Source organism: Mesorhizobium album (assembly GCF_033977205.1).
GTDB lineage: Bacteria > Pseudomonadota > Alphaproteobacteria > Rhizobiales > Rhizobiaceae > Mesorhizobium > Mesorhizobium album.
Genome location: NZ_JAVIIW010000012.1, coordinates 32,860 through 57,324, shown reverse-complemented (window position 1 = coordinate 57,324; position 24,465 = coordinate 32,860). Strand labels below are relative to the sequence as shown.

Genomic DNA, 24,465 nt, shown 5'->3' with positions numbered 1-24,465 from the left:
ACGGCCCATCGGGGCTTGCCTCAGCCAAGCATGAAACGGGCCAATCCACAGATTCAGCATGTGGTGAGACTCAGCGTCAAAAAATCCACATATAGCCGTGAACAAAACCTGAATCAGAACGAGTCAGTGATTCGTCGCCGATTCGTTCCAGACTCGTTCCAGCAGTTAACGACAGCGCATTTTGACGGGTGCCAACCTGCGTCGCCGTCCTTCGTAGGAACATTCCGCTTTCGCTTCGCGCTCTAAATCCCTATGTGTCGCCTGTCACACGCGGCGGCACCGCCGCGTTCCGACAAACAAGCGGCAGAAAGACCTTAATTTCCGGGCCGATGAACATTCAGCCGAAACACACCCATCCGCTGATCCTTACGGGCCGCGACGTGACGGCCGTGCTTGGGCCGACCAATACCGGCAAGACCCATCTCGCCATCGAGCGCATGGTGGCGCATGAGAGCGGCGTTATCGGCCTGCCGCTGAGGCTGCTCGCCCGCGAAGTTTATACCCGCGTCTGCGAGAAGGTCGGCGCCCACAAGGTGGCGCTGGTCACCGGTGAGGAGAAGATCGTTCCGGCGAGCGCCAAATATTCGGTCTGCACCGTGGAGGCGATGCCGCGCGAGACCGACGCGGCCTTCGTCGCCATCGACGAGGTGCAGCTTGCCGGCGACCTCGAACGCGGCCACATCTTCACCGACCGCATCCTGCACCTGCGCGGCCGCCAGGAAACCCTGCTTCTGGGCGCCGCCACTATGCACGGCATCCTCCAGCGCCTCTTGAAGGGCGTGTCGGTGGTGACGCGGCCGAGGCTGTCGCACCTTGCCTATGCCGGTTCCAAGAAGCTCACCCGCCTGCCGCGGCGCACGGCGATCGTCGCCTTCTCCGCCGACGAGGTCTACGCTATCGCCGAACTGATCCGCCGCCAGCAGGGTGGCGCAGCGGTCGTGCTCGGGGCGCTCTCGCCACGCACCCGCAACGCCCAGGTGGAAATCTTCCAGTCTGGCGATGTCGACTATCTCGTCGCCACCGACGCCATCGGCATGGGGTTGAATCTCGACCTCGACCACGTCGCCTTCGCCCAGAACCGCAAGTTCGACGGCTACCAGTACCGCAACCTGACTGCCGCCGAGCTCGGCCAGATCGCCGGCCGCGCCGGACGGCACCTGCGTGACGGCACCTTCGGCGTCACCGGCCAGGTCGATCCGTTCGACGAGGATCTGGTCCAGAAGATCGAGGGGCACGATTTCGACGCCGTGAAGGTTCTGCAGTGGCGCACCGCCGATTTCGATTTTACCAGCCTCGATGCGCTCAAGCGCTCGATCGAGACCAACGCGCCGGTCGAAGGATTGACGCGCGCGCTGCCGGCGGTGGACGCGCAGGCGTTGGAACATCTGTCGCGCGACGAGGATATCCGCGCGCTCGCCTCCGGCGCGGAGCGTGTGGCGCTCTTGTGGGAAGCCTGCGCGCTGCCGGACTACCGCAAGATCGCGCCCGCCCAGCATGCCGACCTCATCGCCTCGATCTATATGGACCTTGCGCGCCATGGCCATGTCGACGAGAATTACATGGCCGAGCAGGTGCGGCGAGCCGACACGACAGATGGCGATATCGACACGCTGTCGCACCGGATCGCCCAGATTCGCACCTGGACCTTCGTCTCCAACCGACCGGGCTGGCTGGCCGATCAGGCACACTGGCAGGAAAAGACGCGCGAAATCGAAGACAGATTGTCCGATGCGCTGCATGAGCGGTTGACGAAACGCTTCGTAGATCGCAGGACTTCCGTGCTCATGCGGCGCCTTAGAGAAAATACCATGCCTGAAGCCGAAATCAGCCCATCCGGAACCGTCCTCGTCGAAGGCCATCATGTCGGCGAGTTGCAGGGGTTCCGCTTCACCGCCGACCAGAGCGCCGGCGGCGAGGATGCCAAGGCGGTGCGGACCGCCGCCCAGAAGGCGCTTAGCACGGAGTTCGAAGCGCGCGCCGAACGCTTTGCCGCCTGCGCCAATGGCGATCTCGCCCTGGGCTCGGACGGCGTCCTGCGCTGGATCGGCGCGCCGATCGGCACGCTGGTCGCCGGCGACGAGGCGCTGAAGCCGCGGCTTGTGCTGCTTGCCGACGAGCAGCTGACCGGCCCTGCCCGCGACAAGGTCGCGGCGCGCGCCGAGCGTTTCGTCAACTTCCAGATCGAAACGCTGCTGAAGCCGCTGGTTGACCTGAAGAACGCCGAGCAGCTTGCTGGCATCGCCCGCGGCATCGCCTTCCAGCTCGTCGAGCATTTCGGCCTCATCAACCGCCGCGACATCGCGGAGGAAATGAAGTCGCTCGACCAGGAGGGCCGCGCTGCGCTGCGTCGCCTGGGCGTACGCTTCGGTGCCTACCACGTCTTCGTGCCGGCGTTGATCAAGCCGGCCCCCGCCGGGCTGGTGACGCTGCTCTGGGCGCTGAACAACGACGGCAAGGAGAAGCCCGGCTTCGGCGACGTCGTCCACGCGCTGGCCTCGGGCCGCACCTCGGTGGTCATCGACCCGTCCTTCGACAAAACCTTCTACAAGCTCGCCGGCTACCGCAATCTCGGCCGCCGCGCCGTGCGCGTCGACATCCTCGAGCGGCTGGCCGACCTCATCCGCCCGGCGACCAACTGGAAGCCCGGCCTCGGCCAGCGGCCGGACGGCGCCTATGACGGCCATGCCTTCATGGTGACGCCGCCGATGATGTCGATCCTCGGCGCCACCGCCGACGACATGGAGGAGATCCTCAAAGGTCTCGGCTATCGCGCCGAGCCGAAGCCGGCCGCCGAGGTGAAGGCCAAGCTCGATGCGCTGGACAACGCCGCCCGCGAAGCCGCTGCCGCTAAGGCAGCGGCGGAAGAGGCCGCGCGCGCCGCGCAGGCGGCCGGGGCAACGGCCGCCGACGCCGCGGCCGAAGCGCCGGCTGAGAGCTCGGAGGCCGAAGCGCATACGGAGCAACCCCCGGCCGAAAGCGTGGAGCCCGTTGCCGAAACAGTCGAGCAGGACGCAATCGAAGCGGAACCGCATGCGCAGGCCGCTGCGGCGGGCGAGCCGGAGGAACAAAGCGACGCGCCAGTCGGCGAGACCCCGCCGGAGACTTCGGCGGCAAACGAAGCCGAGCCGGCTGCAGCGGCAGCGCCCGAAGCCGCCGGCGAAGCCCCCGCCGAGGAAGAGCCGAAGCCGATCCTGCTGTGGCGGCAGGCGCGCTTCGACCATCAGCGTCCGCGCCACCGCCGCGACAGCCGTCCGCGCAACGCCCAGGCCGCGCGCGATGGCCAGCCGGGCGGCCAGGCTGGAGATCGGCCGGCTCATGAGGGCCGCCGCGAGCAGCGCGACGGCGCCGGCAAGCCGCGCTTCGATCGCAACAAGTTCAAGCCGAGGCCGGAAACCGGCGAACGGCGCGAAGGCAGGCCGCAGGGCGAGCGCCCCGACCGCCGCGAGGGCCGGTCTGGCTGGAAAGGCAACAGGCCGGACGGCAAGGGCAATGCTTCAGCCGGCAAGCCGGCCTTCCAAAGCAAGCCGCGCGAGGAGCGCCCGCAGCGCTTCGACCCGGATTCGCCCTTCGCCAAGCTCGCCGCGTTGCGCGACCAGCTGAAGAAGTAGCCCGGCCGGTTGCAATGGTTGGAGAAGGCCGCCAGCGCATCGACAAATGGCTGTTCTTCTCACGCGCGGTGAAATCGCGGTCGCTGGCGGCGAAGCTTGTCGTCGCCGGACGCGTCCGCATCAATCGCGACAAAGCAGCGCAGGCCTCGGATCTGGTGAAGCCCGGCGACGTGCTGACCATCACTCTCGATCGACGCATCCTGGTCTGGAAGGTGCTTGGGTCCGGAACCCGGCGCGGCCCTGCCGAAGAGGCGCGGCTGCTCTACGAGGACATGTCGCCGCCGCCGACGCCCAAGGGCGAGGCCATTCCCGACGCCATTCCGGCTTTACGCGAGGCCGGCAGCGGCCGTCCGACCAAGCGGGAGCGCCGGCAAACCGACCGTCTGCTCGACGAAGACTGACGATGCGACCGGACCCTGTTGCGGCAAGCGGCTGAAGTTCCATTCCGCGACGCCGGATCAGGTGGCAAGCCCTGCCCTTGCCAGCGGCGGCCAAAGGCGTTACCTCACCTTCAAAACTCAGCAAAAACGGGACGTCCCGGAGCCTGCAATGACCTATGTCGTGACCGACAATTGCATAAAATGCAAATACATGGACTGCATCGAGGTCTGTCCGGTCGACTGTTTCTACGAAGGCGAGAACATGCTGGTCATCCACCCGGACGAGTGCATTGACTGCGGCGTCTGCGAGCCTGAATGCCCGGCCGACGCGATCAAGCCGGACACCGAACCAGGCCTCGACAAATGGTTGCAGGTCAATTCCGAATACGCCGAGAAATGGCCCAATATCACCGCCAAGAAAGAGCCGCCGGCTGACGCCAAGACCTTCGACGGCGAGACCGGCAAGTTCGAGAAATATTTCTCGCCGGAGCCTGGCGAAGGCGACTGACGTCTGGGCCGGCAACGCCGGCATGACGCAACGTAACGGGGCCGATACAATTGCTGTCTTGACAGGCAGCGATGGAGTTCAGCCTTAGCGAATGCAGCAAAACCTTGATTCTTCCGACTTTTTGTGTTATATGAGCGCAACATGCCGGTGACACAACGTCGATTTATGGCGCTAACGCCCCAAATCACTGAAAGGTGAGCTTCTCAATCCGGACCAGAGTGATCTGGGGCAGGCTGTCGCATTTGTGCGGTTAGCCAGCCTCGGCCTATCCGGTGGGTTCATCATGTTGCGCGGCTGACGGTCGGCTTTCGCCGATCGCACGAGTTTGGGCCGGCATGATGCCGGCGGCACAACTAAGGAGTTCAGGGCGTAATGGCAACGATCACCCCGCAGAAGAAGTCGACCGCGGCCCGTCACGGGTTCAAGACCGGCGAGTTCATCGTCTACCCGGCGCATGGCGTCGGCCAGATCGTGGCGATCGACGAGCAGGAAGTTGCGGGTCACAAGCTGGAGCTGTTCGTCATCGATTTCCAGAAGGACAAGATGCGGCTCAAGGTGCCGGTCGCCAAGGCGACCTCGATCGGCATGCGCAAGCTGTCGGAAGAGGATTACGTCGATCGCGCGCTGAAGGTCGTGCAGGGCCGTGCCCGCATCAAGCGCACCATGTGGTCGCGCCGCGCGCAGGAATATGATGCCAAGATCAATTCCGGCGACCTGATCTCGATCTCGGAAGTGGTGCGCGATCTCTACCGCGCCGACAACCAGCCGGAGCAGTCCTATTCCGAGCGCCAGCTTTACGAGGCCGCGCTCGACCGCATGGCCCGCGAGATCGCTGCCGTCAACCGCATGTCGGAGACGGAAGCCGTGCGCCTCATCGAGGTCAACCTCAACAAGGGCCCGAAGCGCGGTGCCAAGGCCGACAACGAGGAAGCCGAGCAGGAAGAAGCTGCCTGAGCTTTCCCGCCTACCGAATAGCGAAAGACCCGGCACCGCGCCGGGTTTTTTGTTGCTGTAGAAGCGAGCGTCTACGGGCCCCCAGCTTCTTTCCGCGCTTCCTCCTGCCGCAGCGAGGCGATGAAGCGCTTGGTCCGCTCGCGCTCGGGATTGTCGAACACGACCGCAGCCGGGCCCTTCTCGACGATCGCGCCGGCATCGAGGAACACCACCTCCTGCGCGATCTTGGAGGCGAGCCTGAGATCATGGGTGGCCATCACCATGGTCGTGCCCTCTCGGGCAAGCTGCCCCAGCACGTCGACCACCTCCTGCGCCAGTTCCGGATCGAGCGCCGAGGTCGGCTCGTCGCAAAGCAGCACGCGCGGCGACGGCGCCAGCGCCCGGGCAATCGCCACGCGCTGCTGCTGGCCGCCTGACAGTGTTGATGGCCAAGCATCGGCCTTGTGCGCCATGCCGACCTTCTCGAGCAGCGCCATCGCCCGCTCGCGCGCTCGCGCCTGTGGCCATTTCAGCACCGTCACCAACCCCTCCATGACATTCTCGATCGCCGTGCGATGCGGAAAGAGCTGGAAATTCTGGAACACCATGCCCGTCTGCAGGCGCACGCGCTGGACATCCCTTGCCGGCACCTTGCCGCCTGGGTAGAACGCAAGCGTCTCGTCGCCGATGCGCAGGGTACCGGAGGTCGGGATTTCCAAGAGGTTGATGCACCGCAAAAGCGTGCTCTTTCCCCCGCCCGAGGGGCCGACCAGCGCCGTGACGCTGCCTTCGTCGATGCTGACGGTGACACCCTTCAGGACAAGATTGTCGCCGAAGCGCTTCTCGATATTGGTGAGGCCGATCATGCATTGGCCTCCAGGAAGCCGCCATAGCGGTTGAGCCGCACTTCCAGCCGCGCCTGCAGCGCCGACAGCACCGAGCTCATCACCAGGTAAAGGGCGGCCGCCTCGACATAGAGGATCAGCGGCTCATAGGTGGTGGCGACGATGCGCTGCGCCGCCTGGAACATCTCCGGCACCGTGATCGCCGCCGCGAGCGAGGTGTCCTTAACCAGCGAGATGAAGGTGTTGGAAAGCGGCGGCACCGCGACGCGGCCTGCTTGCGGCAGAATCGTGCGCCGCATCGCCTGGCTCCAGGTCATGCCGATCGAATAGGAGGCCTCCCACTGCCCCTTCGGCACCGAGCCGATGACGGCGCGGATGATCTCCGACGTGTAGGCGCCGATATTGAGCGTGAAGCCGATCAGCGCGGCTGGGAAGGCATCGAGCAGGATGCCGACCGACGGCAGGCCGTAGAAGATCAGGAAGAGCTGGACCAGCAGTGGCGTGCCGCGGAAGATCCAGACATAGAAGCGCACGAGCGCGACCAGCGGCTTCGGGCCGAACAGCCTGAGCAGCGCCGTGACCAGCCCGGCCAGGAGCCCGAGAGCGAAGGACAGCAGCGTCAGCGGCACGGTGAAGATCAGCGCCGCCCACAACAGCGTCGGCAAGGATTCCAGCATCAGTTGCAGCCAGTGCCCCACGGAGCCCTCCTCCTTCCCGGACGCGGCCGAATCTAGGCCGGGAATGCCGGATGACTATCAAGCAAAAACCGGCGGGCCGTCAAAACGGCCCGCCGGCATCGAAATGCAAGACGATGCGGCTTACTGCGAAACGTCCTGGCCGAAATAGGTGTCGGCGATCTTCTTGTAGGTGCCGTCGGCCTTGATGTCGGCCAGCGCCTTGTTGATCTCGGCGACCAGTTCCGGATCGCCCTTGCGCACGATGACGCCGGAATAGTCGGCGTTCTCTTCCTGCGCGGCGATCTTCACATTGGCGTCGGGCTTGTGCTTCTTGAAGTCGAGGAAGGACAGGCTGTCGTTGATGGTGGCGTCGGCGCGGCCGGTGAGCAGCAGCTGGATCGACTGGTCGAAACCGTCGGTGCCGACCAGCTCGGCGCCGTTCTTCTCGGCGAGCTTGCCGAAATTCGAGGTCAGCGACTGCGCCGCCTTCTTGCCCTTGAGATCGGCGAAGGTCTTGATGTCGGCGTCATCGCCGCGAACGATCAGCACCGCCTTGGACGCGATGTAGGGATCGGAGAAATCATACTTGGCCTTGCGGGCATCGGTGATGCCGACCTCGTTGATGACGGCGTCATAGCGGTTGGCGTCGAGACCGGCGATCAGGCCGTCCCACTTGCCTTCGAGGAACTGGACCTTGACGCCGAGCTTCGCGGCGATCGCCTTGGCGATCTCGACATCGAAGCCGACCAGCGCTCCGGACTGGTCATGATAGGTGAAGGGCGCGTAGGTCCCTTCCGTGCCGACCTTCAGGATGCCGGCTTGCTTGATCTGGTCGAGATTGGCGCCGGCGTGGCCGGTGGCGACCGCCAGAACCTGCAGCGTTCCGGCGACAAGGAGCGATTTGAGCCATTTCATTTTTCTGTGATCCCGTATTGGCCGGTACCCCGGCGCATCGTGAAGAGCCGCAAACTGACAGATAGATCTCGGCGAAATAAGGAACCAGATTTCAAAAATCGGCCCAGCCAGAAATCCGATTCTCGAAATCACTCCGAATCCCGGCACGCGGCTTCCCGGTTCGATAACAACACCATGCCCCGCGCACTTGCTGTGCGTCTCTGCCGTAACGGAACCATCCATGCTCCTGGCACGTTGCAGGCTGTTGTAGGGCGCGATGACGTATTTTCAACGGGTCATCAGCGAAACGACCGCCAAGAGGAGCCGGCATGATTGAAGACGCGGCAGGACGGACACTGGTCCGGGCGGCAATGAAGGCACCCTATCTCGAGCGCGACGAGGAACACATTCTGGCCTTGCGCTGGAAGGAGGAGAATGACCACAACGCGCTGCACAGGATCACGGTTGCCCATATGCGCCTGGTGATTTCCATGGCCTCGAAATTCCGCCACTACGGCCTGCCGCTCGGCGATCTGATCCAGGAAGGTCATGTCGGTCTGCTGGAAGCGGCGGCCCGCTTCGAGCCCGCCCGCGAGGTGCGTTTCTCGACTTACGCCACCTGGTGGATCCGCGCCTCCATGCAGGATTACATCCTGCGCAACTGGTCGATCGTGCGCGGCGGCACAAGCTCGGCGCAGAAGGCCTTGTTCTTCAACCTGAGACGCTTGCGCGCGCGGCTGGCCAACGGCGCCGAGCCGATGTCCAACGCCTCGCTCTACCGCGAGGTCTCGGCCGCGCTCGGTGTGCCGGAAGCCGATGTAGCGATGATGGACTCGCGCCTTTCGGCTCCGGATAGCTCGCTCAACACCCCGCTTGCCGACGAGAACGGCGCCGCCGAGCGGATGGATTTCCTGGTCTCGGAGGATCCGCTTCCCGACGAAGTGGTCGGCGAGACGATCGATGTCGAGCGCCGCGCGGTCTGGCTGAAGAGCGCGCTCCGCGCGCTCAATGCCCGCGAGCTCAGGATCATCGAGGAGCGCCGGCTGAGCGACGACGGCGCCACCCTGGAATCGCTTGGCGAGGCGCTCGGCATCTCCAAGGAACGCGTGCGCCAGATCGAAGCGCGCGCCATGGAGAAGCTGCGGGCGGCGCTGGTCAAGCAGAACCCGGAATTCCTGGCGGAAGCCGCCTGAGAGCTGACGCAGCGACTCGACGTCGCCGATAAGCCGTCGGTCAGCCATCCCGGCGGCTTTTCTTCATCCGTATCTATGGATTGTGAATTCTTTAACAGACCCTCGCGTCGTAAACTGTCCTTCTTAAATGCACCAGATCAGAGCGGATGGGGGCTTGCCATGCTGCGGTGCTACGCGTTCTTTGCAGCCTTGGTCCTCGTGGGCTTCACGACGTTCGAAGCCCATGCCGATCGCAGGGTTGCCTTTGTCATCGGCAATTCCGAATACCGAGATATTCCGGCTCTCAAGAACCCGGACAAGGATGCTCAGGATGTGGCGAACACGTTCCGGGTCGCGGGCTTCGACGTGTTCCTCGCCAAGGACTTGACCAAGCTTCAGTTCGAGGAGCGATTCCGCAACTATCTCGCCGCGGCGGACGGCGCCGATCTCGCCGTCGTCTATTATTCGGGGCATGGCTTCCAGATCGGCGGCGAGAATTTCCTGATTCCCGTCGATGCTTCGCTGAAGGACGCTGCCGACATCGAGGTCCAGGCGATCAAGCTCGACGACGTGCTGCAGCAATTGCGCGCCAAATCGAAGATCCAGGTGATCATCCTCGATGCCTGCCGCAACAATCCGTTCCCGCGCAAGGATTACTGGCTCCGAGACCAGCTGATCGTCACCGGCGGCGCCGGCCTCGCCCAGGTGACAAGCTCGCTGAACACGCTGATTGCCTTCGCCACCGAGCCGGGCGCGGTCGCCTATGACGGCACCGGCGCCCTCAGCCCATTCTCGTCCGCCTTTTCCCGCCGCGCGCTGGCGCCGAACCAGGAGATACGCACGGTTATGGCCGCGGTTCGCCGCGATGTGGTCAAGGCCACCAACGGCAAGCAGGTTCCGTGGGAGAACTCATCGCTGATCGACGAGGTGGTGCTGATGCGCCACGATGGCGCCGAGGATCAGCAGGTCATGGCCGAGCAGAAGCAGCCGGAGAGTGGCATCCACATCACCGGCGCCGCCGAGGCGATCGAGAAGCGCGACGTCAGCGTCCCGGTCGGCGTCGGCCCGGTTCCGCTGAAGCTCGATTTCCCGACCAAGGACCCCGCGGTCAGCCTAAAGCTCGCCAGCTATCCGGCAACGGGAACGCTGTCGCTGCCGGACCGGACCTTGTCTCCGGATTCCAGCCTGATGGCCGGTGAAGTCGACAATTTGCGTTACGAGCCGCAGATCGGTTCGGCCGCTCCTGTCGAGATTGGCTTCCAAATCCGCGCCGGCAACGCATCCAAGCAGGCAACGATGAAGCTGTCGCCAAGCGTCGATCCCTGCGACCAGGCGGCGGGCGCGCCGCTCGACCTGCAGGGCGTCGCCCCCGGCCGGCTGCCGAACGAGATCGGCGGCGAGGCAACGGACGCCTGCGAGGCAGCGGTGAAGGCCTACCCCGATGTCGCCCGTTTCCGCTACGAGCTCGGGCGGGCGCTGCTGGCGGCCGGCAAGGTCGACGAGGCAAGGAAGGCCATCCAGGATGCCGCCGACAAGGGACATGTCCGGGCCGTCTTCGAGCTCGGCTACGTCGCCTCGTCCGGAATAGGGACGGCCGTGGATTTCACGAAAGCGAACGGCTTCTATTCAGAAGCGTCCAACAAGGGAGATCCCTACGCCATGGCCGCCTGGGGACGCGCCGTGTTCAATGGTCTCGGCGTCCAGCGTGATACCCGCAAGGGGTTGGACCTGCTGCTCAAGGCAGCGGCGATGGGCCAGATCAATGCCATGAACGATCTGGCGGTGATCTTCCAGGAAGGTCGCAATGGGGTACCCGCCGATCCGGCTCGCGCCTTGGCTTTCCTCAAGGCCGGCATCGAGCGGCAAGGCGTGTACTCGATGAGCATTCTCGGTCTTCCTGCGCGCAGCGCCCTGACGGTCGCGGTATGCAAGCCCAAGATCGTGCGGAAAGTAATCACGAAGGTGAAGGTGGTCCAAATACCAACGCCAACGACGCCACCGATCACCGTCAAGCCGGTACAGAACGATACCGGACCGGCGCCCTGGCGCGGCAGTAGCGGCGATCATCCCGAGCCCCGCGGCGGCGGCAGCGGCGGCCCTGACGGCGGCAGCACTGACGGCGGCAGCATCGGCAGCACTGACACGGGCAGCACCGGCGGCTTCGATAGCGTCAGCTCCGGGTTGTTCTGACGGATGGCAGCAACAACGGCATGCGCGAGGTACCGAGTAGGCAGCGTCGAGCGTTTCCTGGTGGAAGCCGCCTGAACGCGGACGCCGACCCTATTTGTCGGTGACGATCTTGACCTTGTCGCCGGCCGAAACGGTGGCGCCGGGCGACATTGCGTTGAGCACCCGGAACAGATCGAGCTTGCGGTCGACGCCGACCATCTGGGCGGCGAGCGAGCCCATGGTCTGGCCTGGCTGCACGGTGACCACCCGGATGTGCAGCGGCTTGAGCGCCGCTTTCTCGGCCGCGCTCAACGTGCGGAAGGAACCGCTGACCGAGCGCGCGACCGGCTCCAGCGCGGCGCTTGCCGAAGGTGCCGCGGTCAGCAGCCGATAGACCTGCCCGCCGGCACGGATCACCGCGATGTCGAATTGCCAGCCTTGAGCGACGGCATGCGCCACAGCGGCGTCATTTCCGTTGATGGTTTCCTGGCGCACGCTGGTGTCATCCAGTCCGGCGACCCAACCGCTGCGGATATAATCGGTCAGCGAAACCGACTTGTCGATCGCCACGCCGTCGAAGCGGATGGCGATGTCGCCCGGCCCGGTCGCGGTCACCGCGGCCGCCGAATTATCGATGACGAAGCCGTCCGGCACCGAGAACGACACGCCAAGCCCGGGATGCAGGAAGGTCTGACCGCGCACATAGCCCTCTTGCGGCGTATCGCCGTACAGCAGGCCGTCTATGCCGGCGAGGAAGGCGTCGCGGTCGCGCGTGCCGACGCCCGGCGGGCCGAAGTTACGGGCGAGCCGCTGCGCCAACTCGATGCGCTGCGGTGTGTTAGGATGCGTGGCCAGGAAGTCGAGACTGGCATCGGTGGCGCCGCTGACCGAGCGGAAATCGGTATAGGCCGACATCGACTGCAGGAAGCGGCCGGCCGCGTACGGATCATAGCCCGCCTCGCCGATGGATTTGATGCCGATGGCGTCGGCCTGCAGTTCCTGGTTGCGCGAGAATTGCGCGAGCCTCAGCTTGCCGCGGATCAGCGCCGCCTTGGCGGTCGGATTGTCGCCGAGCACGTCCGAGACGACCTTGGTGGCAAGCCCCTCCTCGGCCTCCAACTGCTGGCGCTGCAGGCCGTGATTGGCGGTGACGTGGCCCATCTCATGCGCGATGACGGCGGCAAGCTCCGACGAATCGTTGGCCAGAGCCAGCAGCCCGCGCGTGACATAGAGATAGCCGCCGGGCAAGGCGAAGGCGTTGACGTTGGGCGAATTGAGGATGGTGATGCGATAGGTCTGCGTCGGGTTGGCCGAGACCACCGTCAGATTGCCGACGACCTTGGCCACCATGCGCTCGAGCTTCGGATCGGAATATTCGCCGCCATAGGTGGCGAGAATTCGCGGATGCTGCGCCTTCGCCATGTCCGCGAGCTTGGCGTTGGCGACGACATTGTCGACCGTGATCGGCTTGTCCGAGGGCTGGAAGCCGGACTCCTGCACGTCCGGCGGCGTGAACATCTGGCAGCTCGCCAGCGCCACGGCAAAGCCGGCCATCGCGAAAAATCGCGCCAGCGGCCTCGTCCATACTCTCTCGATGCCGGTCGTCAGATCGGCTCCTTTCGAAATCTTTCGGCAAATCACGGCCCACCTGGACCAGCATGGCCGGACCTAGCCACACTCCCCCGGACAAGGCAAGCAAAACGCCGGATCACCCGTTGCCGGTTTGGGCGTAAATTATGTCCGCTTCCGGGCAATGTGTTGTGATCCGGCAACGCTGCCGCCTCGATCGCCGATATAGCGCCGGAAGGCATCCGGTCCAGACTGGTTGAAGAATTCGGCGGCCGACCCCATCGCCGCGATCCTCCCTTCATCCAGAAATGCCAGGTCTTGCCCGATTCGGCGCGCGTCCTCCGGCTGGTGCGTGACGAAAAGCACCGTCATGCGCCGCTCGGCATGGATGCCGGCCACGAGATCGAGCATGTCGTCGCGCAGCGCCGGACCGAGCGAGGCGAAAGGCTCGTCGAGCAGAAGCACGGGCCGGTCGCGCAAGAGCACCCGCGCCAGCGCGACGCGCTGCCGCTCGCCGCCGGAAAGCTCGCGAGGCAGCCGCTTCTCCTTGCCGGCAAGGCCGACGCGTGCCAACGCTTGCGCGACCGCATGGCGGTCGGCGGCGGTGAGCTTGAGCGTTGGCGAGCGGCCGAGCCCGACATTGCCCTCGACGGAAAGGTGGGCGAACAGATTGTTTTCTTGGAACACCATCGACACCGGCCGCGCGGAAGGCGGCGTGGTGCCGACATCGACGCCGCCGATCAGCACCTTGCCCGCGCCGGGCGATTCGAAGCCGGCGACCAGATTGAGCAGGGTCGACTTCCCCGATCCGCTCGGCCCCATGATGGCGGTGATCCTGGCGGCGGCGAATTCGGCGTCGAAGCAGAACGAGGCCTCGCCATAGCTGAACGAAACATCGTCCAGCGTAACGGCCAACCCCTTCTCCGCCATGCCATTGTTCGTTGTCGTCATGCCTTTGCTTCCCGCCCCAGCCAGTCGGCGACGACAACCAGCATCAAGCAGACAAGGCCGAGCAGCAAGGCGAGCCCTGCAGCGTCGGCGGTCCGGTAGCTGCTCATGCGCGCAAGCAGAAGATAAGGCAGGGTCTGCACCGAATCGCTGCCGAACAGCGCGATCACGCCGAGATCGCCGAGCGACAGCGCCATGGCGAAGGCGAAGCCGGTGGCTAAAGGCCGCCTGAGCGACGGCAAGTCGACCAGGCGCAGCCGGTTCCAGCCGGAAATGCCGAGCGCCAGGCAGAGCCGCTCATGGCGCTCGCTCGCAGCATCATAGGCCGGACGAACGGCGCGGATGGCGAAGGGCATCGCCATCACCGCATTGACGGTGACGACCATAACGGGCGCGACGGCAAAGACATCCGTGACGCCGCGCAGGAGCAGAAACCAGCCGGCGCCGACCACAATCGGCGGCACGACCAGGACGAAACCGGCACCGGTGTCGGTGGCATGTTCAAGCAGCGACATGGCGCTACCCAGGCGGCGCCGCAAGGCCAGCGCGCGCCTGGCGGCGATCAGCGAGAGCGACAGCATCACGCAAAGCACCGCCGAGAAGAAAGAGAGCCCGGCGCTGGTGAGCGTCGCCCGGCGCACTGTCTCCTCGCCGGCCAGCCTACCAAGATCGGCATCCAGCCCGGCGAGCACGGTCGCCGCGATCGGCCCGGCAACGAACAGCAAGGCAAGCGCGATCAGGCCGGCGTTCAGCGCGGCCTCGATCTTGCCCGTCGTAAGGTAGCGGCGCGGCGCTACCGGCAGATTGGCGTCGCCGACCGTATTGGCGCCAAGCCGCATCAATGCCGTGACCACGACGAAGGTCAGGCCGATCTGCAGCAGCGTCAGCACCACCGCCCGGGCCGGATCGAAATCGAAGCGCAGCGCCTGGTAGATCGCGACCTCCAAAGTCGTGGCAGCCGGCCCGCCGCCGAGCGTCAGCACGATGGTGAAGGAGGTGATGCAGAGCATGAATACCAGCCCGGCGACGCCCGGCAAGGCCGCGCGCAGCGCCGGCCATTCGATCAGCCGCAACGCCGGCCAGGCGCCCATGCCGAGCTGGCTCGCCAGCCGCCACTGGTCGGTCGGCACGGCGCCGAGCGCCTCCAGAAACAGCCGCGTGGCAAGCGGCAGGTTGAAGAAGACATGGGCGACCAGGATGCCGGAAAGCCCGTAGACGCCCGGCCATTCCCCGCCGCCGAGCGCACCGAGGACACCCGCGAAATAGCCGGCATGGCCATAGAGCGCCAACACGCCCAGCGCCGCGACGATCGCCGGCAGCGCCAGCGGCACGGTGAAGAGCTGCAGGATCAGGCGACGACCGGGAAAGCCCGGATGCCTGGACAAGGCGCGCGCCACCAATAGCGCCGGCCCGACCGACAGCAGTGTCGACAGCAGCGCCTGCCAGAGCGTGAAGCGGGCGACGCGCAAGAGATAGCCGTCGAAGGCGGCGAAAGCACCTGACGGATCGCGCGCGCCTTCGAGGACGAGGCCGGCAAAGGCGCCGCCGATGAGCACGACGATTGCCGCAAGGGCGATGATGCCGGCGGTGATACGGGAGTCAGAGCGCGGCGCGGACTGCACGCTGCACCGCCGGGGCAGGGTCGGAAACTAGCGAACGCCGTGTTCCTTCGCGCCCCCCTCTGTCCTGCCGGACATCTCCCCCACTAGGGGGGAAATTGGCTGTCATCGCGGCTTTCGCCAATCTCCAAGGTCGCAGGACGGTGCGGGGCGCCAAAGCTGCCGATCTCCCCCCTTGTGGGGGAGATGTCCGGCAGGACAGAGGGGGGCGCCGTAGAGCGATCATCTTCGATAGATAGCTAAATCCGGCTACTTGCTCATCGCCGCCAGCCACTCATCCACCCAGGCCTTGCGATTGGCGGCGACCTCCTCGGGGCTGAACAGCAGGGTCTTGGCCGGCTTCACCAGCTTGTCGAAGGCCGGGTTGAGCGGCTTGTCGGTCTTGCCGGCCGGGAACATCCAGTTGGTCTCCGGGATGACATCCTGGAATTTCGGTCCGGTCATGAAGGCGATGAATTTTTCCGCCAACGGGTTCTTGGCGCCGGTTTTGGTGACGCCGGCGACCTCGATCTGCAGATACTCGCCCTCCTCGAAGGAGGCGGCCTGGTAGCGCTCGGTGTTCTCGGCCACCATGTGGTAGGCCGGCGAGGTGGTGTAGGAGAGCACCATCGGCGCTTCGCCCTTGGTGAACAGGCCATAAGCCTCGCTCCAGCCCGGCGTCACGGTGAGCACTTTCGATTTGAGCTTGGCCCAGGCTTCCGGCGCCTTGTCGCCATAGACCGACTTCACCCAGAGCAGCAGGCCGAGGCCCGGCGTCGAGGTGCGCGGATCCTGGATGACGATCTTGTCGGCAGCACTGCCCTCGACCAGCGCCTTCAGGCTTTTTGGCGGGCTCTTCAGCTTTTCAGTGTCGTAGACGACGGCGAAATAGCCGTAATCGAAGGGCACGAAAATGTCGTCGTTCCAACCGCCGGGCACGTTGATGCCGGACACCGCGTCGTGCGGCGCGAACAGGCCGCTCGCCTTGGCGTCCGCGGTCAGGTTGGTGTCGAGGCCGAGCACGATGTCAGCCTTGGTGCCGGCGCCCTCCAGCTTGACGCGATTGAGCAGCGCCACACCGTCGGCCACCGAGACGAATTCGAGATCGCAGCCGCATTCGGCTTCGAATTCCTTCTTCACCGCGGGTCCAGGACCCCAGTCGGCGGTGAAGCTTTCATAGGTGTAGACGGTGAGCTTGTCCTTCGCCTCGGCTGGCCCGACGCCTGCCAGAAGCGAAACCAGGCCGGTTGCTAAAATGAGCTGGGACAACAACGAGCGCATCGGCGCCTCCTTCGTTCATGTTAAAGGAATTGAGGCGCCGGATGGTCCGAAACGTCTAATCCCTCCGCCGGTACAAACCGGATCAGGTTCAGCGGGTTGGCTTTTGCTGCCTCTCAGCCGGTTCGCGAAAGTCAGCGTCCGGCACCCCGTTAGAGCGTCTCGAGACATAGGCCCGGCCGAAGCGGCGCGCAAGCGGAAGTTGCCGGGCATCCGATGCATCGCGGCTTGTTCTGGAACGCAGCGCCGTTCCGTTTGGATGCGGCCCGGCTTCCGTTTCGCGGGCGAGGCTGGTAAGGGCGACGCCCATGGGCACATTCACCATCCTGCTTGGCGGCGAGCTCGTCCGCACGCCTCGGCTCGAGCGCCAGATCGAAGGCTCCCGCGTCATCGCCGCCGATGCCGGCATCGGCCATGCCCGCATGCTGGGCCTGGTTCCCGAGCTCTGGGTCGGCGACTTCGATTCGGTGCCGCCGGACCTGCCTGACCATCTGGCCGCCGTGCCGCGAAAGATCTTCCCGGCCGAGAAGGACATGACCGACGGCGAGCTGGCCATTGCCGAGGCGCTCGCGCGCGGCGCCACCAGCCTGGTGCTGGCCGGCGCCTTCGGCGGTAAGCGCGCCGACCATGCCTTCCTGCACCTGGCGCTTGGGCTTCGGCTGGCCGAGGCAGGCACGACGGTCCTGTTATCCAGCGGCGCGCAGGAGGGCGTGCCCATCCTGCCCGGCAAAGCCGGCTTCGACTATGCCGATGGCATGCTGTTCTCGGTGCTCGGCTTCTCCGATCTCACCGGCCTGACGGTCACGGGCGCCAAATGGCCGCTCGACCGCGTCGACGTGGCGTTCGGCTCCTCGCTCACTATATCAAACGAGGTCAAGGGCCGGCTCGAGATCGCGCTCAAGCGTGGCCGGGCGCTGCTGCTTGCCCATCCCTATCCTCTTCCCGAAAGCTGACATGGCTCCGCCACTTCTCAATCTCGACGGCATAAAACTGACCTTTGGCGACACGCCGCTGCTCGATGGCGCGGCACTCAGTGCCTCCGCCGGCGAGAAGATCGCGCTGGTCGGCCGCAACGGCTCGGGCAAGTCGACGCTGCTCAAGATCGCCGCCGGGCTGATCGAGCCGCAGGACGGCGAGGTGTTCCGCCAGCCTTCCGCGACCGTTCGCTACCTGCCGCAAATGCCCGACATGGACGGCTTTGCCAGTGTGCGCGCCTACGTCGAGGCAGGCCTTGGGCCCGCCGACGACCCACATCGCGCCACCTATCTGATGGAGCATCTCGGCCTGACCGGCGAGGAATGGCCAAGCGACCTTTCCGGTGGCGAGGCGCGCCGCGCCGCGCTTGCCCGCGTCATGGCACCGGAACCCGACATTCTGCTGCTCGACGAACCGACCAATCATCTCGACCTGTCGGTCATCGAATGGCTGGAAGAGGAGCTTGCCCGCACCTCCTCGGCTGTGATCCTGATCTCGCACGACCGCCGCTTTCTCGAACGCGTCTCGCGCGCCACCGTCTGGCTCGACCGCGGCCAGACGCGGCGGCTGGACAGGGGCTTCGCGCATTTCGAGGAATGGCGCGACCAGGTGCTGGAAGAGGAAGAGCGCGAGCAGCACAAGCTCGGCCGGCAGATCGTGCGCGAGGAGCACTGGCTGCGCTATGGCGTGACGGCCAGGCGCAAGCGCAACATGCGCCGCCTCGGCGAGCTGCAGGCCATGCGCCAGCGCTTCCGCAGCCATCGCGGCGCCGAAGGCACGGCGACCATGGTGGCGAGCGACGCTGCCGAATCCGGCAAGCTGGTGATTGAAGCCAAGAACATCGAGAAGAATTTTGGCGATCTCACCGTGGTCAAGGGTTTTTCGACCCGCATCCAGCGCGGCGACCGCGTCGGCCTGGTCGGCCCGAACGGCGCCGGCAAGACGACTCTTCTGAAGATGCTTACCGGCGAGCTGGCGCCGGATGCCGGCACGGTGCGGCTGGGCGTCAATCTGGAAATCGCAACGCTCGACCAGAAGCGCGAGGCCGTCGATCCGCAGGAGACGCTGGCGCATTATCTCACCGACGGGCGCGGCGAGAACCTGCTGGTCAATGGCGAACAGCGGCACGTCGTCTCCTACATGAAGGATTTTCTGTTCAAGCCGGAGCAGGCGCGCACGCCGGTGCGCGAGCTGTCGGGCGGCGAGCGGGCGCGGCTGCTGCTTGCCCGCGTGCTGGCTAGGCCGGCGAACCTTTTGGTGCTCGACGAGCCGACCAACGATCTCGACATGGAGACGCTGGAATTGCTGCAGGAACTGGTCGCCAGCTTTGCCGGGACGGTGATCCTGGTCAGTCACGATCGCGACTTCCTCGACCGCACCGTCACCAGCGTGATCGCGCCGGACGGCGGCGGACGCTGGATCGAATATGCCGGCGGCTATTCCGACATGCTGGCGCAACGTGGCGGCTCGAGGCTGGAGGAGCGCAAGGCAAGGCCGAAGGCCGAAGCAGGCGAAGCAGCGGCCAAGGCCGAGCAAACGGCGCCGAAAGGCCCGGCGAAGAAACTCTCGTTCAAGCAGAAATTCGCGCTGGAAGCCCTGCCGAAGAAGATCGAGGCGGTGACGGCCTCCATCTCACGGCTGGAGAACAACATTGCCGATCCATCCTTCTACGAACGCGACCCGGTCTCGTTTCAGAAGACCATCGCCGCTCTCGACAAGGAGCGCACGACGCTGGCCGCACTTGAGGAAGAGTGGCTCGAGCTGGAGATGATGCGGGAGGAGATGGAGGGCTGACAAGCTTGCCTGCACACACATATGCGCCTATTCTATGCGCATAAGAGGTAGGCCATGCTCCAATCGACTGCAAAGCCACAGCGTAAATCCGTTAACACCTCGATCGATTCCAGATTGATCGAGGAGGCCAAGGCATTGGGCATCAACATGTCCCGTGCTGCCGAGCAAGGAATCGCCAAGGCAATTTCTGCCGAAAAGACCCGCCGTTGGCAGGAGGAGAACAAGCAAGCGCTCGAGAGCTCCAACGACTATGTTAAGCGCAACGGTCTGCCTTTAGCCAAATACCGGCTATTTTGATGGCCCGATATGACTTCTACCGAAATGCGGGAAGCGGCGGTTATCTCCTCGACGTCCAGTCCGACCTGTTGGAGCACCTCGACACCAAGATCGTCGTTCCGCTTCTGCCGCCCAACATGGCACCGTTGCCGGCTCGCAGGCTGAATCCAATCTTTAGGATTGATGGCGAGGACCATGTAATGGTCACTCAATTCATGTCGGCTTTGACGGGTTCCGAATTGCGGGCGGCAGAAGGGAATCTCGCCAAGCATCACGACGACATCGTCGCCGCCCTTGATATGCTGTTCCAGGGCTTTTGAACCGCCGCTTCCTCACCCCGACGTCTTCGTCGCCCAGGCCTTCAGCGCCTCGTCGAAGACCTTCTCTCCGGGGATGCCCTTTTCCATCGTGAGCAGCGCCCGCCGCCCGGTCTTGTAGACCACCGGCACGTCGATCCAGTCCTGTCCCCTGAGCAGCGTCAGATTGGCGTCCTGATCGGCCTTTGTGTCGTTGAGCGCGACGAGGAAGAAGCCGTCGGCGATCTTGGCCGGGATGCCGATCAGCGGGCTGCCGGCATCCTGCTCAGAGCTCTTCATGGCGATGCGCAGGATGTTGTCGACACCGCCGCCCTCAAACCCTTCCGGCGTCAGAAAGATCATCTCGATGATATGGCTGGCCGGGAGCGTCTGGTCGGTGTTGCGCCGGATCGTCATGCGCAGCTGGATGTCCTTGCCCGGTATCGTCGCCTCGGCGCGGATTGCCGGCTCCGGCGGCAAGTCGCCGCCGGGCGATTCCTGCACCAGCGACCAGACAATGCTGCCGGGCTCGGCCGTGCCCTGCTGCGTGCTGGTGCGCTCCTCATAAAAGATCGCCTTCTGGCCGACCGGCACGGTCGCTTGCGCCGCCGCTGGCGCAGTCCCTGCTGCAGGCGGCGTTGTGCCGGCCGCAGGCGGTGTCGTCGTCGCTGCTGGCGGTGTGGCCCCGGCAGCGGGCGCAGGCGGATTGGCTGCAGCACCGGCGGGCGCCGGCGGCGTTGCTCCGGCGGCAGGCGGGGTCGTGCCCGGCGTGGCCGCGGCGGGCGGCGTGCCAGTGGTGGCCGCGGCGGGCGGCGTGCCGGTGGCGGCCGGCGGAGCAGCCGTCGCGGGTGCAGCCGGCGGCGGCGTGGTCAATGCAGCGACGGACTCGCCTTCGCCAATGGTGCCCTGCCCGCCGGCGGGGCCAGCATCTATCTCCTTGCCTTCGGGCGTCAGGCGCTGGGTGAACTTTGCTTCAGCCGGCTCGTTGGCGGCGGCTGCGTTCGCGCCCGCCCCTGCGGGCGGGGCGGCCGCCGTCTCGGTAGCCGGTTTTGCCGGGGCGGGCTTGACCAAGGGCTCGGTCGAGACCGTCTTGCTGCCGCCGCCCTTCAAGCCGAGCATCGAGCTGAAAGCATCCTTGTTCAGCCAGATGCCGTAACCGCCGCCGGCCAGCACCAAGAGCGCAATGACGGTCGCGATCAAACTGCCATAGCTGCGTCTGCGCGGCGGCGGCCGCAGCCGCTGGAAGGTCTCGCCCGCGGGCTGCTCGTCATTGGCGAAAACATCGCTGCTATCCTCTGGATCGCCGGCGTCCATGCCAGGCAGGCCGACATCGTCCTCGCGCGGCGAGGGCATCGGCGGTGGTGCCGAAGGCACTTTGTGCCAGCCGGCGGGCTCAGTCTTCGTTGCGCCCTGCCAGGTTGGCTCGGTTTTTGAAGCGCCTTGCCAGCTTGGTTCCGTCTTGGCCGGTGCCGGCGCCGGCTTGAAGGGCTCAGGCTTGGCAGGCTCGGGTTTGGCGGGCTCGGGCTTCGTCACCGCCGGTTGCCGGACATGGCTCGGCTGGTTCCTGTTGCGGTCGATCGACGAGAAGATGTGTTCGAGTTCCGCCAGCGGATCTTCCGCCGGAGCGAGCTTGGCCGGAGCGGGTTTGGCATACTCCCGCTCGACGCTGGCAACGGCATCTTCGAGCGAACGCTTCTGCTTGCTGATGACGTCGGCAGAGAGTGGCGGGGAATAGTCGGCAAGCTTCTTCGCCAGCATCTCGCGAGCGTTCTCGTAGATCCGCTTGCGCAGCTCGGGCGAGGGCTCGCCGTGCTTCGCAAGCTGCTTTTTCAGAACACTAACGAAATCCGCCATGCGTCAGTCGACCTGCATTCTTTCCCCGGGGCCTGCAAATCAGTCGTAGCGCCGGGAAGGGCTGTGAAACTAGTCTTGAAACGGGTCGGTCACAAGTATCGTGTCCTCCCGCTCCGGGCTGGTGGAAAGCAGCGCAACCGGGGCGCCGATCAGCTCCTCGATGTAGCGGACATATTTGACCGCTTGCGCCGGCAGATCGTTCCAGCTCCTGGCGCCCGCCGTCGTCCCCTTCCAGCCTTCGAGCGTTTCATAGACCGGCTCGACGCGCGCCTGCGCACCCTGGCTGGCCGGCAGATAATCGATCGGCTCGCCATCGAGGCGGTAGCCGGTGCAGACCTTGATCTCGTCCAGCCCGTCGAGCACGTCGAGCTTGGTGAGTGCGATGCCCTTGATGCCGTTGACGGCGACGGCCTGGCGCACCAGCACGGCGTCGAACCAGCCGCAGCGGCGCTTGCGGCCGGTGACGACGCCGAATTCGTGGCCGCGCGTGCCGAGGAACTCGCCGATCTCGTTCTTCTGCTCGGTCGGGAACGGGCCTTCGCCGACCCGTGTCGTGTAAGCCTTGGTGATGCCGAGCACATAGCCGATCGCGCCTGGGCCGGTTCCGGAGCCGGCGGCCGCCTGTCCCGCCACCGTGTTGGAGGAGGTGACGAAGGGGTAGGTGCCGTGGTCGATGTCGAGCAGCGTGCCCTGCGCGCCCTCGAACAGGATGCGCTCGCCGGCGCGCCGCTTGTCGTCGAGCACTTTCCAGACACGGTCCATGTAAGGCAGGATCTCGCCGGCCACGGAGGTCAGCTCCTGCATGATTGCCTCATGCGTCGCCTCGGCATGGCCGAGCCCGCGGCGCAATGCATTGTGATGCGTCAGCAGCCTGTCGACCTTCAGGGGAAGCGTTTCCAAATCCGCCAAATCCATCACCCGCACCGCGCGCCGGCCCACCTTGTCCTCATAGGCGGGGCCGATGCCGCGCCGGGTCGTGCCAATCTTGGTTCCGGAATTCGAGGCGGCGTCTTCGCGGAATCCGTCCAGCTCCCGGTGCAGCGACAGGATAAGCGCGGTGTTTTCGGCTATTTTCAGGCGCTCGGGCGTCACATCAACGCCCTGCTCCTTGAGCTTCTTGACCTCCGCGACGAAGGCATGCGGGTCGAAGACCACGCCGTTGCCGATGATCGACAACTTGCCCTGCCGGACCACGCCGGACGGCAGGAGCGACAGCTTGTAGATCTTGCCGTCGACGACCAGCGTATGACCGGCATTGTGGCCGCCCTGGAAGCGCACGACCACGTCGGCGCGTTCCGACAGCCAGTCGACGATCTTGCCCTTGCCTTCGTCGCCCCACTGCGAGCCGACGACCACCACATTGGCCATGTTCTTTTCCCTTGAGATGCCGCCCTGGCGGCTTGAAACGACAGGCCTCTATAGACTCATGCGCCGGCCGATGCGACCCTTTCTTTGCCGCCGAAACCTCAGAGCATGATCCCGAACCGAAGCACCGCGTACGTGAAAAGTGGAAACCGGTTTTCGGAAGAGATCATGCCCCGGACCAAGCGCCATCCTGATCCAGGCACAACAAATTCCGGCCTTCGCATCATTTACTTGGCCTGGCCGCTACAATAGGCCGACTTCGATCCTCGAACGCGCCCCGCACCGGATTGAGCAATGCATCGAGCCGCCTATCTGTTCCTTCTCTCCACCACGCTGCTGTGGGGCGGCAATTCCGTGGCCGGCAAGCTTGCTGTCGATCACGTGTCGCCGATGACGCTGGTCTTCCTGCGCTGGGTGTTGGCGGTGCTGATCCTGCTGCCCGTCGGCTCGCGGGCGTTTCGCGAGGATTGGCCCGAGCTGCGCCGGCATTGGCTGCTGCTCGCCGGCCTCGGCGCCTGCGGCTTCACGATCTTCAACGTCATCTTCTACACGGCGCTGAACTACACGACCGCCATCAATGTCTCGATCGAGCAGGCCGCCATTCCGATCGTCATCATTCTTGCCAATTTCGTGCTGTTCCGCCTGCACGTGCAGCGCCTGCAGATCGTCGGCGTGGCGATGACGATTATCGGCGTTGCCCTCACCGCGAGCCATGGCGATCTCAGCCAGTTGCTGAAGCTCGAGCTCAATTTCGGCGACGCGATCATGCTGGTCGCGGTTGTCTGCTACAGCCTCTATTCGGTGGGGCTTCGCCTGAAGCCGGCGATCCGCTGGCAAAGCCTCATGCTGGCTTTGTCGCTCGCCGCGCTTCTGACCTCGGTGCCCTTCTTCGTCTGGGAGGTGGCGGCGGGCCGGGTCATCGTCCCGGATGCGCGCGGATGGGCGGTCGCATTCTACACTGCGCTCGGCGCATCCGTCGTCTCGCAGATATTCTATATCAGGGGCAATGAGCTGATCGGCGCTAACCGGGCCGGGCTGTTCATCAATCTGGTACCGATCTTCGGCACGCTGCTTTCGGTGCTGATCGTCGGCGAGCAGTTTGAGCTCTATCAGGGCCTGGCGCTCGCGCTCGTGCTCGGAGGCATCACGCTAGCCGAATACAGCGGCAGAAGGGCAACCCTGCAGACATCGCGACGGCCTTTGCTGAATACGCAGGGCAGCGATTGACGATGGCAATGGGAGATCGAACTCGGCTTCGCTTGCCGGTCAGGTATTGACTTAAGATTAGGGCCTCGCATGCCGCGGCATACGAGGCCTTTTGATGAC

At 65.1% G+C, this 24,465-nt stretch carries 20 protein-coding genes and 1 riboswitch; of the genes, 11 read left to right on the top strand and 9 right to left on the bottom strand.

Features of this window, described 5'->3' with window-relative positions; genetic code table 11:
* The first annotated feature begins 329 nt into the window (after window positions 1–329).
* From RFN28_RS12480 to RFN28_RS12465, 4 genes are all read left to right on the top strand, one after another.
* Window positions 330–3,608, top strand: coding sequence for a helicase-related protein (locus RFN28_RS12480; RefSeq protein WP_320287640.1), 3,279 nt, complete (start codon window positions 330–332; stop codon window positions 3,606–3,608).
* A 14-nt stretch (window positions 3,609–3,622) separates the two neighbouring features.
* Window positions 3,623–4,009 (top strand): RNA-binding S4 domain-containing protein, encoded by a 387-nt coding sequence (locus tag RFN28_RS12475; RefSeq protein WP_320287639.1) that lies wholly within the window; start codon window positions 3,623–3,625, stop codon window positions 4,007–4,009.
* Between the two features lie 148 nt (window positions 4,010–4,157).
* Complete coding sequence (gene fdxA, locus RFN28_RS12470; protein WP_292123406.1) at window positions 4,158–4,496, top strand: ferredoxin FdxA; 339 nt, start codon at window positions 4,158–4,160, stop codon at window positions 4,494–4,496.
* 372 nt (window positions 4,497–4,868) lie between these two features.
* The gene (locus RFN28_RS12465; protein ID WP_040974338.1) at window positions 4,869–5,450 is read left to right on the top strand and encodes a CarD family transcriptional regulator; all 582 of its coding nucleotides are present in this window, start codon (window positions 4,869–4,871) and stop codon (window positions 5,448–5,450) included.
* A 71-nt stretch (window positions 5,451–5,521) separates the two neighbouring features.
* Here the strand turns inward: RFN28_RS12465 and RFN28_RS12460 are convergent, their stop codons facing one another.
* From RFN28_RS12460 to RFN28_RS12450, 3 genes are all read right to left on the bottom strand, one after another.
* Entirely contained in the window at window positions 5,522–6,295 is a 774-nt protein-coding gene (locus RFN28_RS12460; protein WP_320287638.1) for an amino acid ABC transporter ATP-binding protein, read from the bottom strand.
* The gene (locus tag RFN28_RS12455) at window positions 6,292–6,972 is read right to left on the bottom strand and encodes an ABC transporter permease subunit (protein ID WP_320287637.1); all 681 of its coding nucleotides are present in this window, start codon (window positions 6,970–6,972) and stop codon (window positions 6,292–6,294) included. Before RFN28_RS12455 ends, RFN28_RS12460 begins: the two co-directional genes overlap by 4 nt.
* A gap of 120 nt (window positions 6,973–7,092) precedes the next feature.
* Complete coding sequence (locus RFN28_RS12450) at window positions 7,093–7,866, bottom strand: amino acid ABC transporter substrate-binding protein (protein ID WP_320287636.1); 774 nt, start codon at window positions 7,864–7,866, stop codon at window positions 7,093–7,095.
* A gap of 308 nt (window positions 7,867–8,174) precedes the next feature.
* On the opposite strand from RFN28_RS12450, the gene RFN28_RS12445 reads away from it, so the two are divergent.
* Both RFN28_RS12445 and RFN28_RS12440 read left to right on the top strand, forming a co-directional pair.
* Window positions 8,175–9,038 (top strand): RNA polymerase factor sigma-32, encoded by an 864-nt coding sequence (locus tag RFN28_RS12445; RefSeq protein ID WP_320287635.1) that lies wholly within the window; start codon window positions 8,175–8,177, stop codon window positions 9,036–9,038.
* A gap of 159 nt (window positions 9,039–9,197) precedes the next feature.
* On the top strand, window positions 9,198–11,207 hold the full coding sequence (locus RFN28_RS12440; protein ID WP_320287634.1) for a caspase family protein: 2,010 nt from the start codon (window positions 9,198–9,200) through the stop codon (window positions 11,205–11,207).
* 90 nt (window positions 11,208–11,297) lie between these two features.
* Here RFN28_RS12440 and RFN28_RS12435 read toward each other — a convergent pair whose 3' ends face one another.
* The 4 genes from RFN28_RS12435 to thiB form a co-directional block, all read right to left on the bottom strand.
* Window positions 11,298–12,740, bottom strand: coding sequence for a M48 family metalloprotease (locus RFN28_RS12435; RefSeq protein ID WP_320287633.1), 1,443 nt, complete (start codon window positions 12,738–12,740; stop codon window positions 11,298–11,300).
* 180 nt (window positions 12,741–12,920) lie between these two features.
* Window positions 12,921–13,706 (bottom strand): thiamine ABC transporter ATP-binding protein, encoded by a 786-nt coding sequence (gene thiQ / locus RFN28_RS12430; RefSeq protein ID WP_430677866.1) that lies wholly within the window; start codon window positions 13,704–13,706, stop codon window positions 12,921–12,923.
* Window positions 13,703–15,325, bottom strand: a complete 1,623-nt coding sequence (thiP, locus tag RFN28_RS12425; RefSeq protein WP_320287632.1) for a thiamine/thiamine pyrophosphate ABC transporter permease — start codon at window positions 15,323–15,325, stop codon at window positions 13,703–13,705. The genes thiQ and thiP overlap by 4 nt, the downstream gene beginning before the upstream one ends.
* 246 nt (window positions 15,326–15,571) lie before the next feature.
* Window positions 15,572–16,582, bottom strand: coding sequence for a thiamine ABC transporter substrate binding subunit (gene thiB / locus RFN28_RS12420; RefSeq protein WP_320287631.1), 1,011 nt, complete (start codon window positions 16,580–16,582; stop codon window positions 15,572–15,574).
* Window positions 16,583–16,624: 42 nt separating this feature from the next.
* A riboswitch (TPP riboswitch) is annotated at window positions 16,625–16,741 on the bottom strand.
* A 146-nt stretch (window positions 16,742–16,887) separates the two neighbouring features.
* Here thiB and RFN28_RS12415 point away from each other — a divergent pair.
* The 4 genes from RFN28_RS12415 to RFN28_RS12400 are packed head-to-tail and all read left to right on the top strand — an operon-like array spanning window position 16,888 to window position 19,944.
* The gene (locus tag RFN28_RS12415; RefSeq protein ID WP_320287630.1) at window positions 16,888–17,532 is read left to right on the top strand and encodes a thiamine diphosphokinase; all 645 of its coding nucleotides are present in this window, start codon (window positions 16,888–16,890) and stop codon (window positions 17,530–17,532) included.
* A gap of 1 nt (window position 17,533) precedes the next feature.
* Window positions 17,534–19,348 carry an ABC-F family ATP-binding cassette domain-containing protein gene (locus RFN28_RS12410; RefSeq protein WP_320287629.1) on the top strand — a complete coding sequence of 605 codons (1,815 nt, stop codon included), beginning with the start codon at window positions 17,534–17,536 and terminating at the stop codon, window positions 19,346–19,348.
* A 54-nt stretch (window positions 19,349–19,402) separates the two neighbouring features.
* Window positions 19,403–19,645, top strand: a complete 243-nt coding sequence (locus RFN28_RS12405) for a type II toxin-antitoxin system CcdA family antitoxin (protein WP_127299519.1) — start codon at window positions 19,403–19,405, stop codon at window positions 19,643–19,645.
* A complete protein-coding gene (locus RFN28_RS12400; RefSeq protein ID WP_320287628.1) occupies window positions 19,645–19,944 on the top strand; it encodes a CcdB family protein in 300 nt (99 codons plus the stop codon). The genes RFN28_RS12405 and RFN28_RS12400 overlap by 1 nt, the downstream gene beginning before the upstream one ends.
* A 12-nt stretch (window positions 19,945–19,956) precedes the next feature.
* Here the strand turns inward: RFN28_RS12400 and RFN28_RS12395 are convergent, their stop codons facing one another.
* The gene (locus RFN28_RS12395) at window positions 19,957–21,774 is read right to left on the bottom strand and encodes a hypothetical protein (protein ID WP_320287627.1); all 1,818 of its coding nucleotides are present in this window, start codon (window positions 21,772–21,774) and stop codon (window positions 19,957–19,959) included.
* Between the two features lie 69 nt (window positions 21,775–21,843).
* Entirely contained in the window at window positions 21,844–23,142 is a 1,299-nt protein-coding gene (locus RFN28_RS12390) for an adenylosuccinate synthase (protein ID WP_320287626.1), read from the bottom strand.
* A gap of 291 nt (window positions 23,143–23,433) precedes the next feature.
* Here RFN28_RS12390 and RFN28_RS12385 point away from each other — a divergent pair, with 291 nt between their 5' ends.
* Complete coding sequence (locus RFN28_RS12385; RefSeq protein ID WP_320287625.1) at window positions 23,434–24,366, top strand: DMT family transporter; 933 nt, start codon at window positions 23,434–23,436, stop codon at window positions 24,364–24,366.
* Window positions 24,367–24,465 lie beyond the last annotated feature (99 nt).

What these genes read in the sequence shown, in the direction of transcription:
- RFN28_RS12465 (WP_040974338.1), top strand. Translation starts at nt 4,869, where the DNA reads ATGGCAACGATCACCCCGCAGAAGAAGTCGACCGCGGCCCGTCACGGG.
- RFN28_RS12415 (WP_320287630.1), top strand. Translation starts at nt 16,888, where the DNA reads ATGGGCACATTCACCATCCTGCTTGGCGGCGAGCTCGTCCGCACGCCT.
- RFN28_RS12460 (WP_320287638.1), bottom strand. Translation starts at nt 6,295, where the DNA reads ATGATCGGCCTCACCAATATCGAGAAGCGCTTCGGCGACAATCTTGTC.
- RFN28_RS12450 (WP_320287636.1), bottom strand. Translation starts at nt 7,866, where the DNA reads ATGAAATGGCTCAAATCGCTCCTTGTCGCCGGAACGCTGCAGGTTCTG.
- RFN28_RS12405 (WP_127299519.1), top strand. Translation starts at nt 19,403, where the DNA reads ATGCTCCAATCGACTGCAAAGCCACAGCGTAAATCCGTTAACACCTCG.
- thiB (WP_320287631.1), bottom strand. Translation starts at nt 16,582, where the DNA reads ATGCGCTCGTTGTTGTCCCAGCTCATTTTAGCAACCGGCCTGGTTTCG.
- RFN28_RS12395 (WP_320287627.1), bottom strand. Translation starts at nt 21,774, where the DNA reads ATGGCGGATTTCGTTAGTGTTCTGAAAAAGCAGCTTGCGAAGCACGGC.
- RFN28_RS12475 (WP_320287639.1), top strand. Translation starts at nt 3,623, where the DNA reads ATGGTTGGAGAAGGCCGCCAGCGCATCGACAAATGGCTGTTCTTCTCA.
- RFN28_RS12390 (WP_320287626.1), bottom strand. Translation starts at nt 23,142, where the DNA reads ATGGCCAATGTGGTGGTCGTCGGCTCGCAGTGGGGCGACGAAGGCAAG.
- RFN28_RS12400 (WP_320287628.1), top strand. Translation starts at nt 19,645, where the DNA reads ATGGCCCGATATGACTTCTACCGAAATGCGGGAAGCGGCGGTTATCTC.
- thiQ (WP_430677866.1), bottom strand. Translation starts at nt 13,706, where the DNA reads ATGACGACAACGAACAATGGCATGGCGGAGAAGGGGTTGGCCGTTACG.
- RFN28_RS12440 (WP_320287634.1), top strand. Translation starts at nt 9,198, where the DNA reads ATGCTGCGGTGCTACGCGTTCTTTGCAGCCTTGGTCCTCGTGGGCTTC.
- RFN28_RS12410 (WP_320287629.1), top strand. Translation starts at nt 17,534, where the DNA reads ATGGCTCCGCCACTTCTCAATCTCGACGGCATAAAACTGACCTTTGGC.
- RFN28_RS12385 (WP_320287625.1), top strand. Translation starts at nt 23,434, where the DNA reads ATGCATCGAGCCGCCTATCTGTTCCTTCTCTCCACCACGCTGCTGTGG.
- RFN28_RS12435 (WP_320287633.1), bottom strand. Translation starts at nt 12,740, where the DNA reads ATGGCCGGCTTTGCCGTGGCGCTGGCGAGCTGCCAGATGTTCACGCCG.
- RFN28_RS12445 (WP_320287635.1), top strand. Translation starts at nt 8,175, where the DNA reads ATGATTGAAGACGCGGCAGGACGGACACTGGTCCGGGCGGCAATGAAG.
- RFN28_RS12480 (WP_320287640.1), top strand. Translation starts at nt 330, where the DNA reads ATGAACATTCAGCCGAAACACACCCATCCGCTGATCCTTACGGGCCGC.
- fdxA (WP_292123406.1), top strand. Translation starts at nt 4,158, where the DNA reads ATGACCTATGTCGTGACCGACAATTGCATAAAATGCAAATACATGGAC.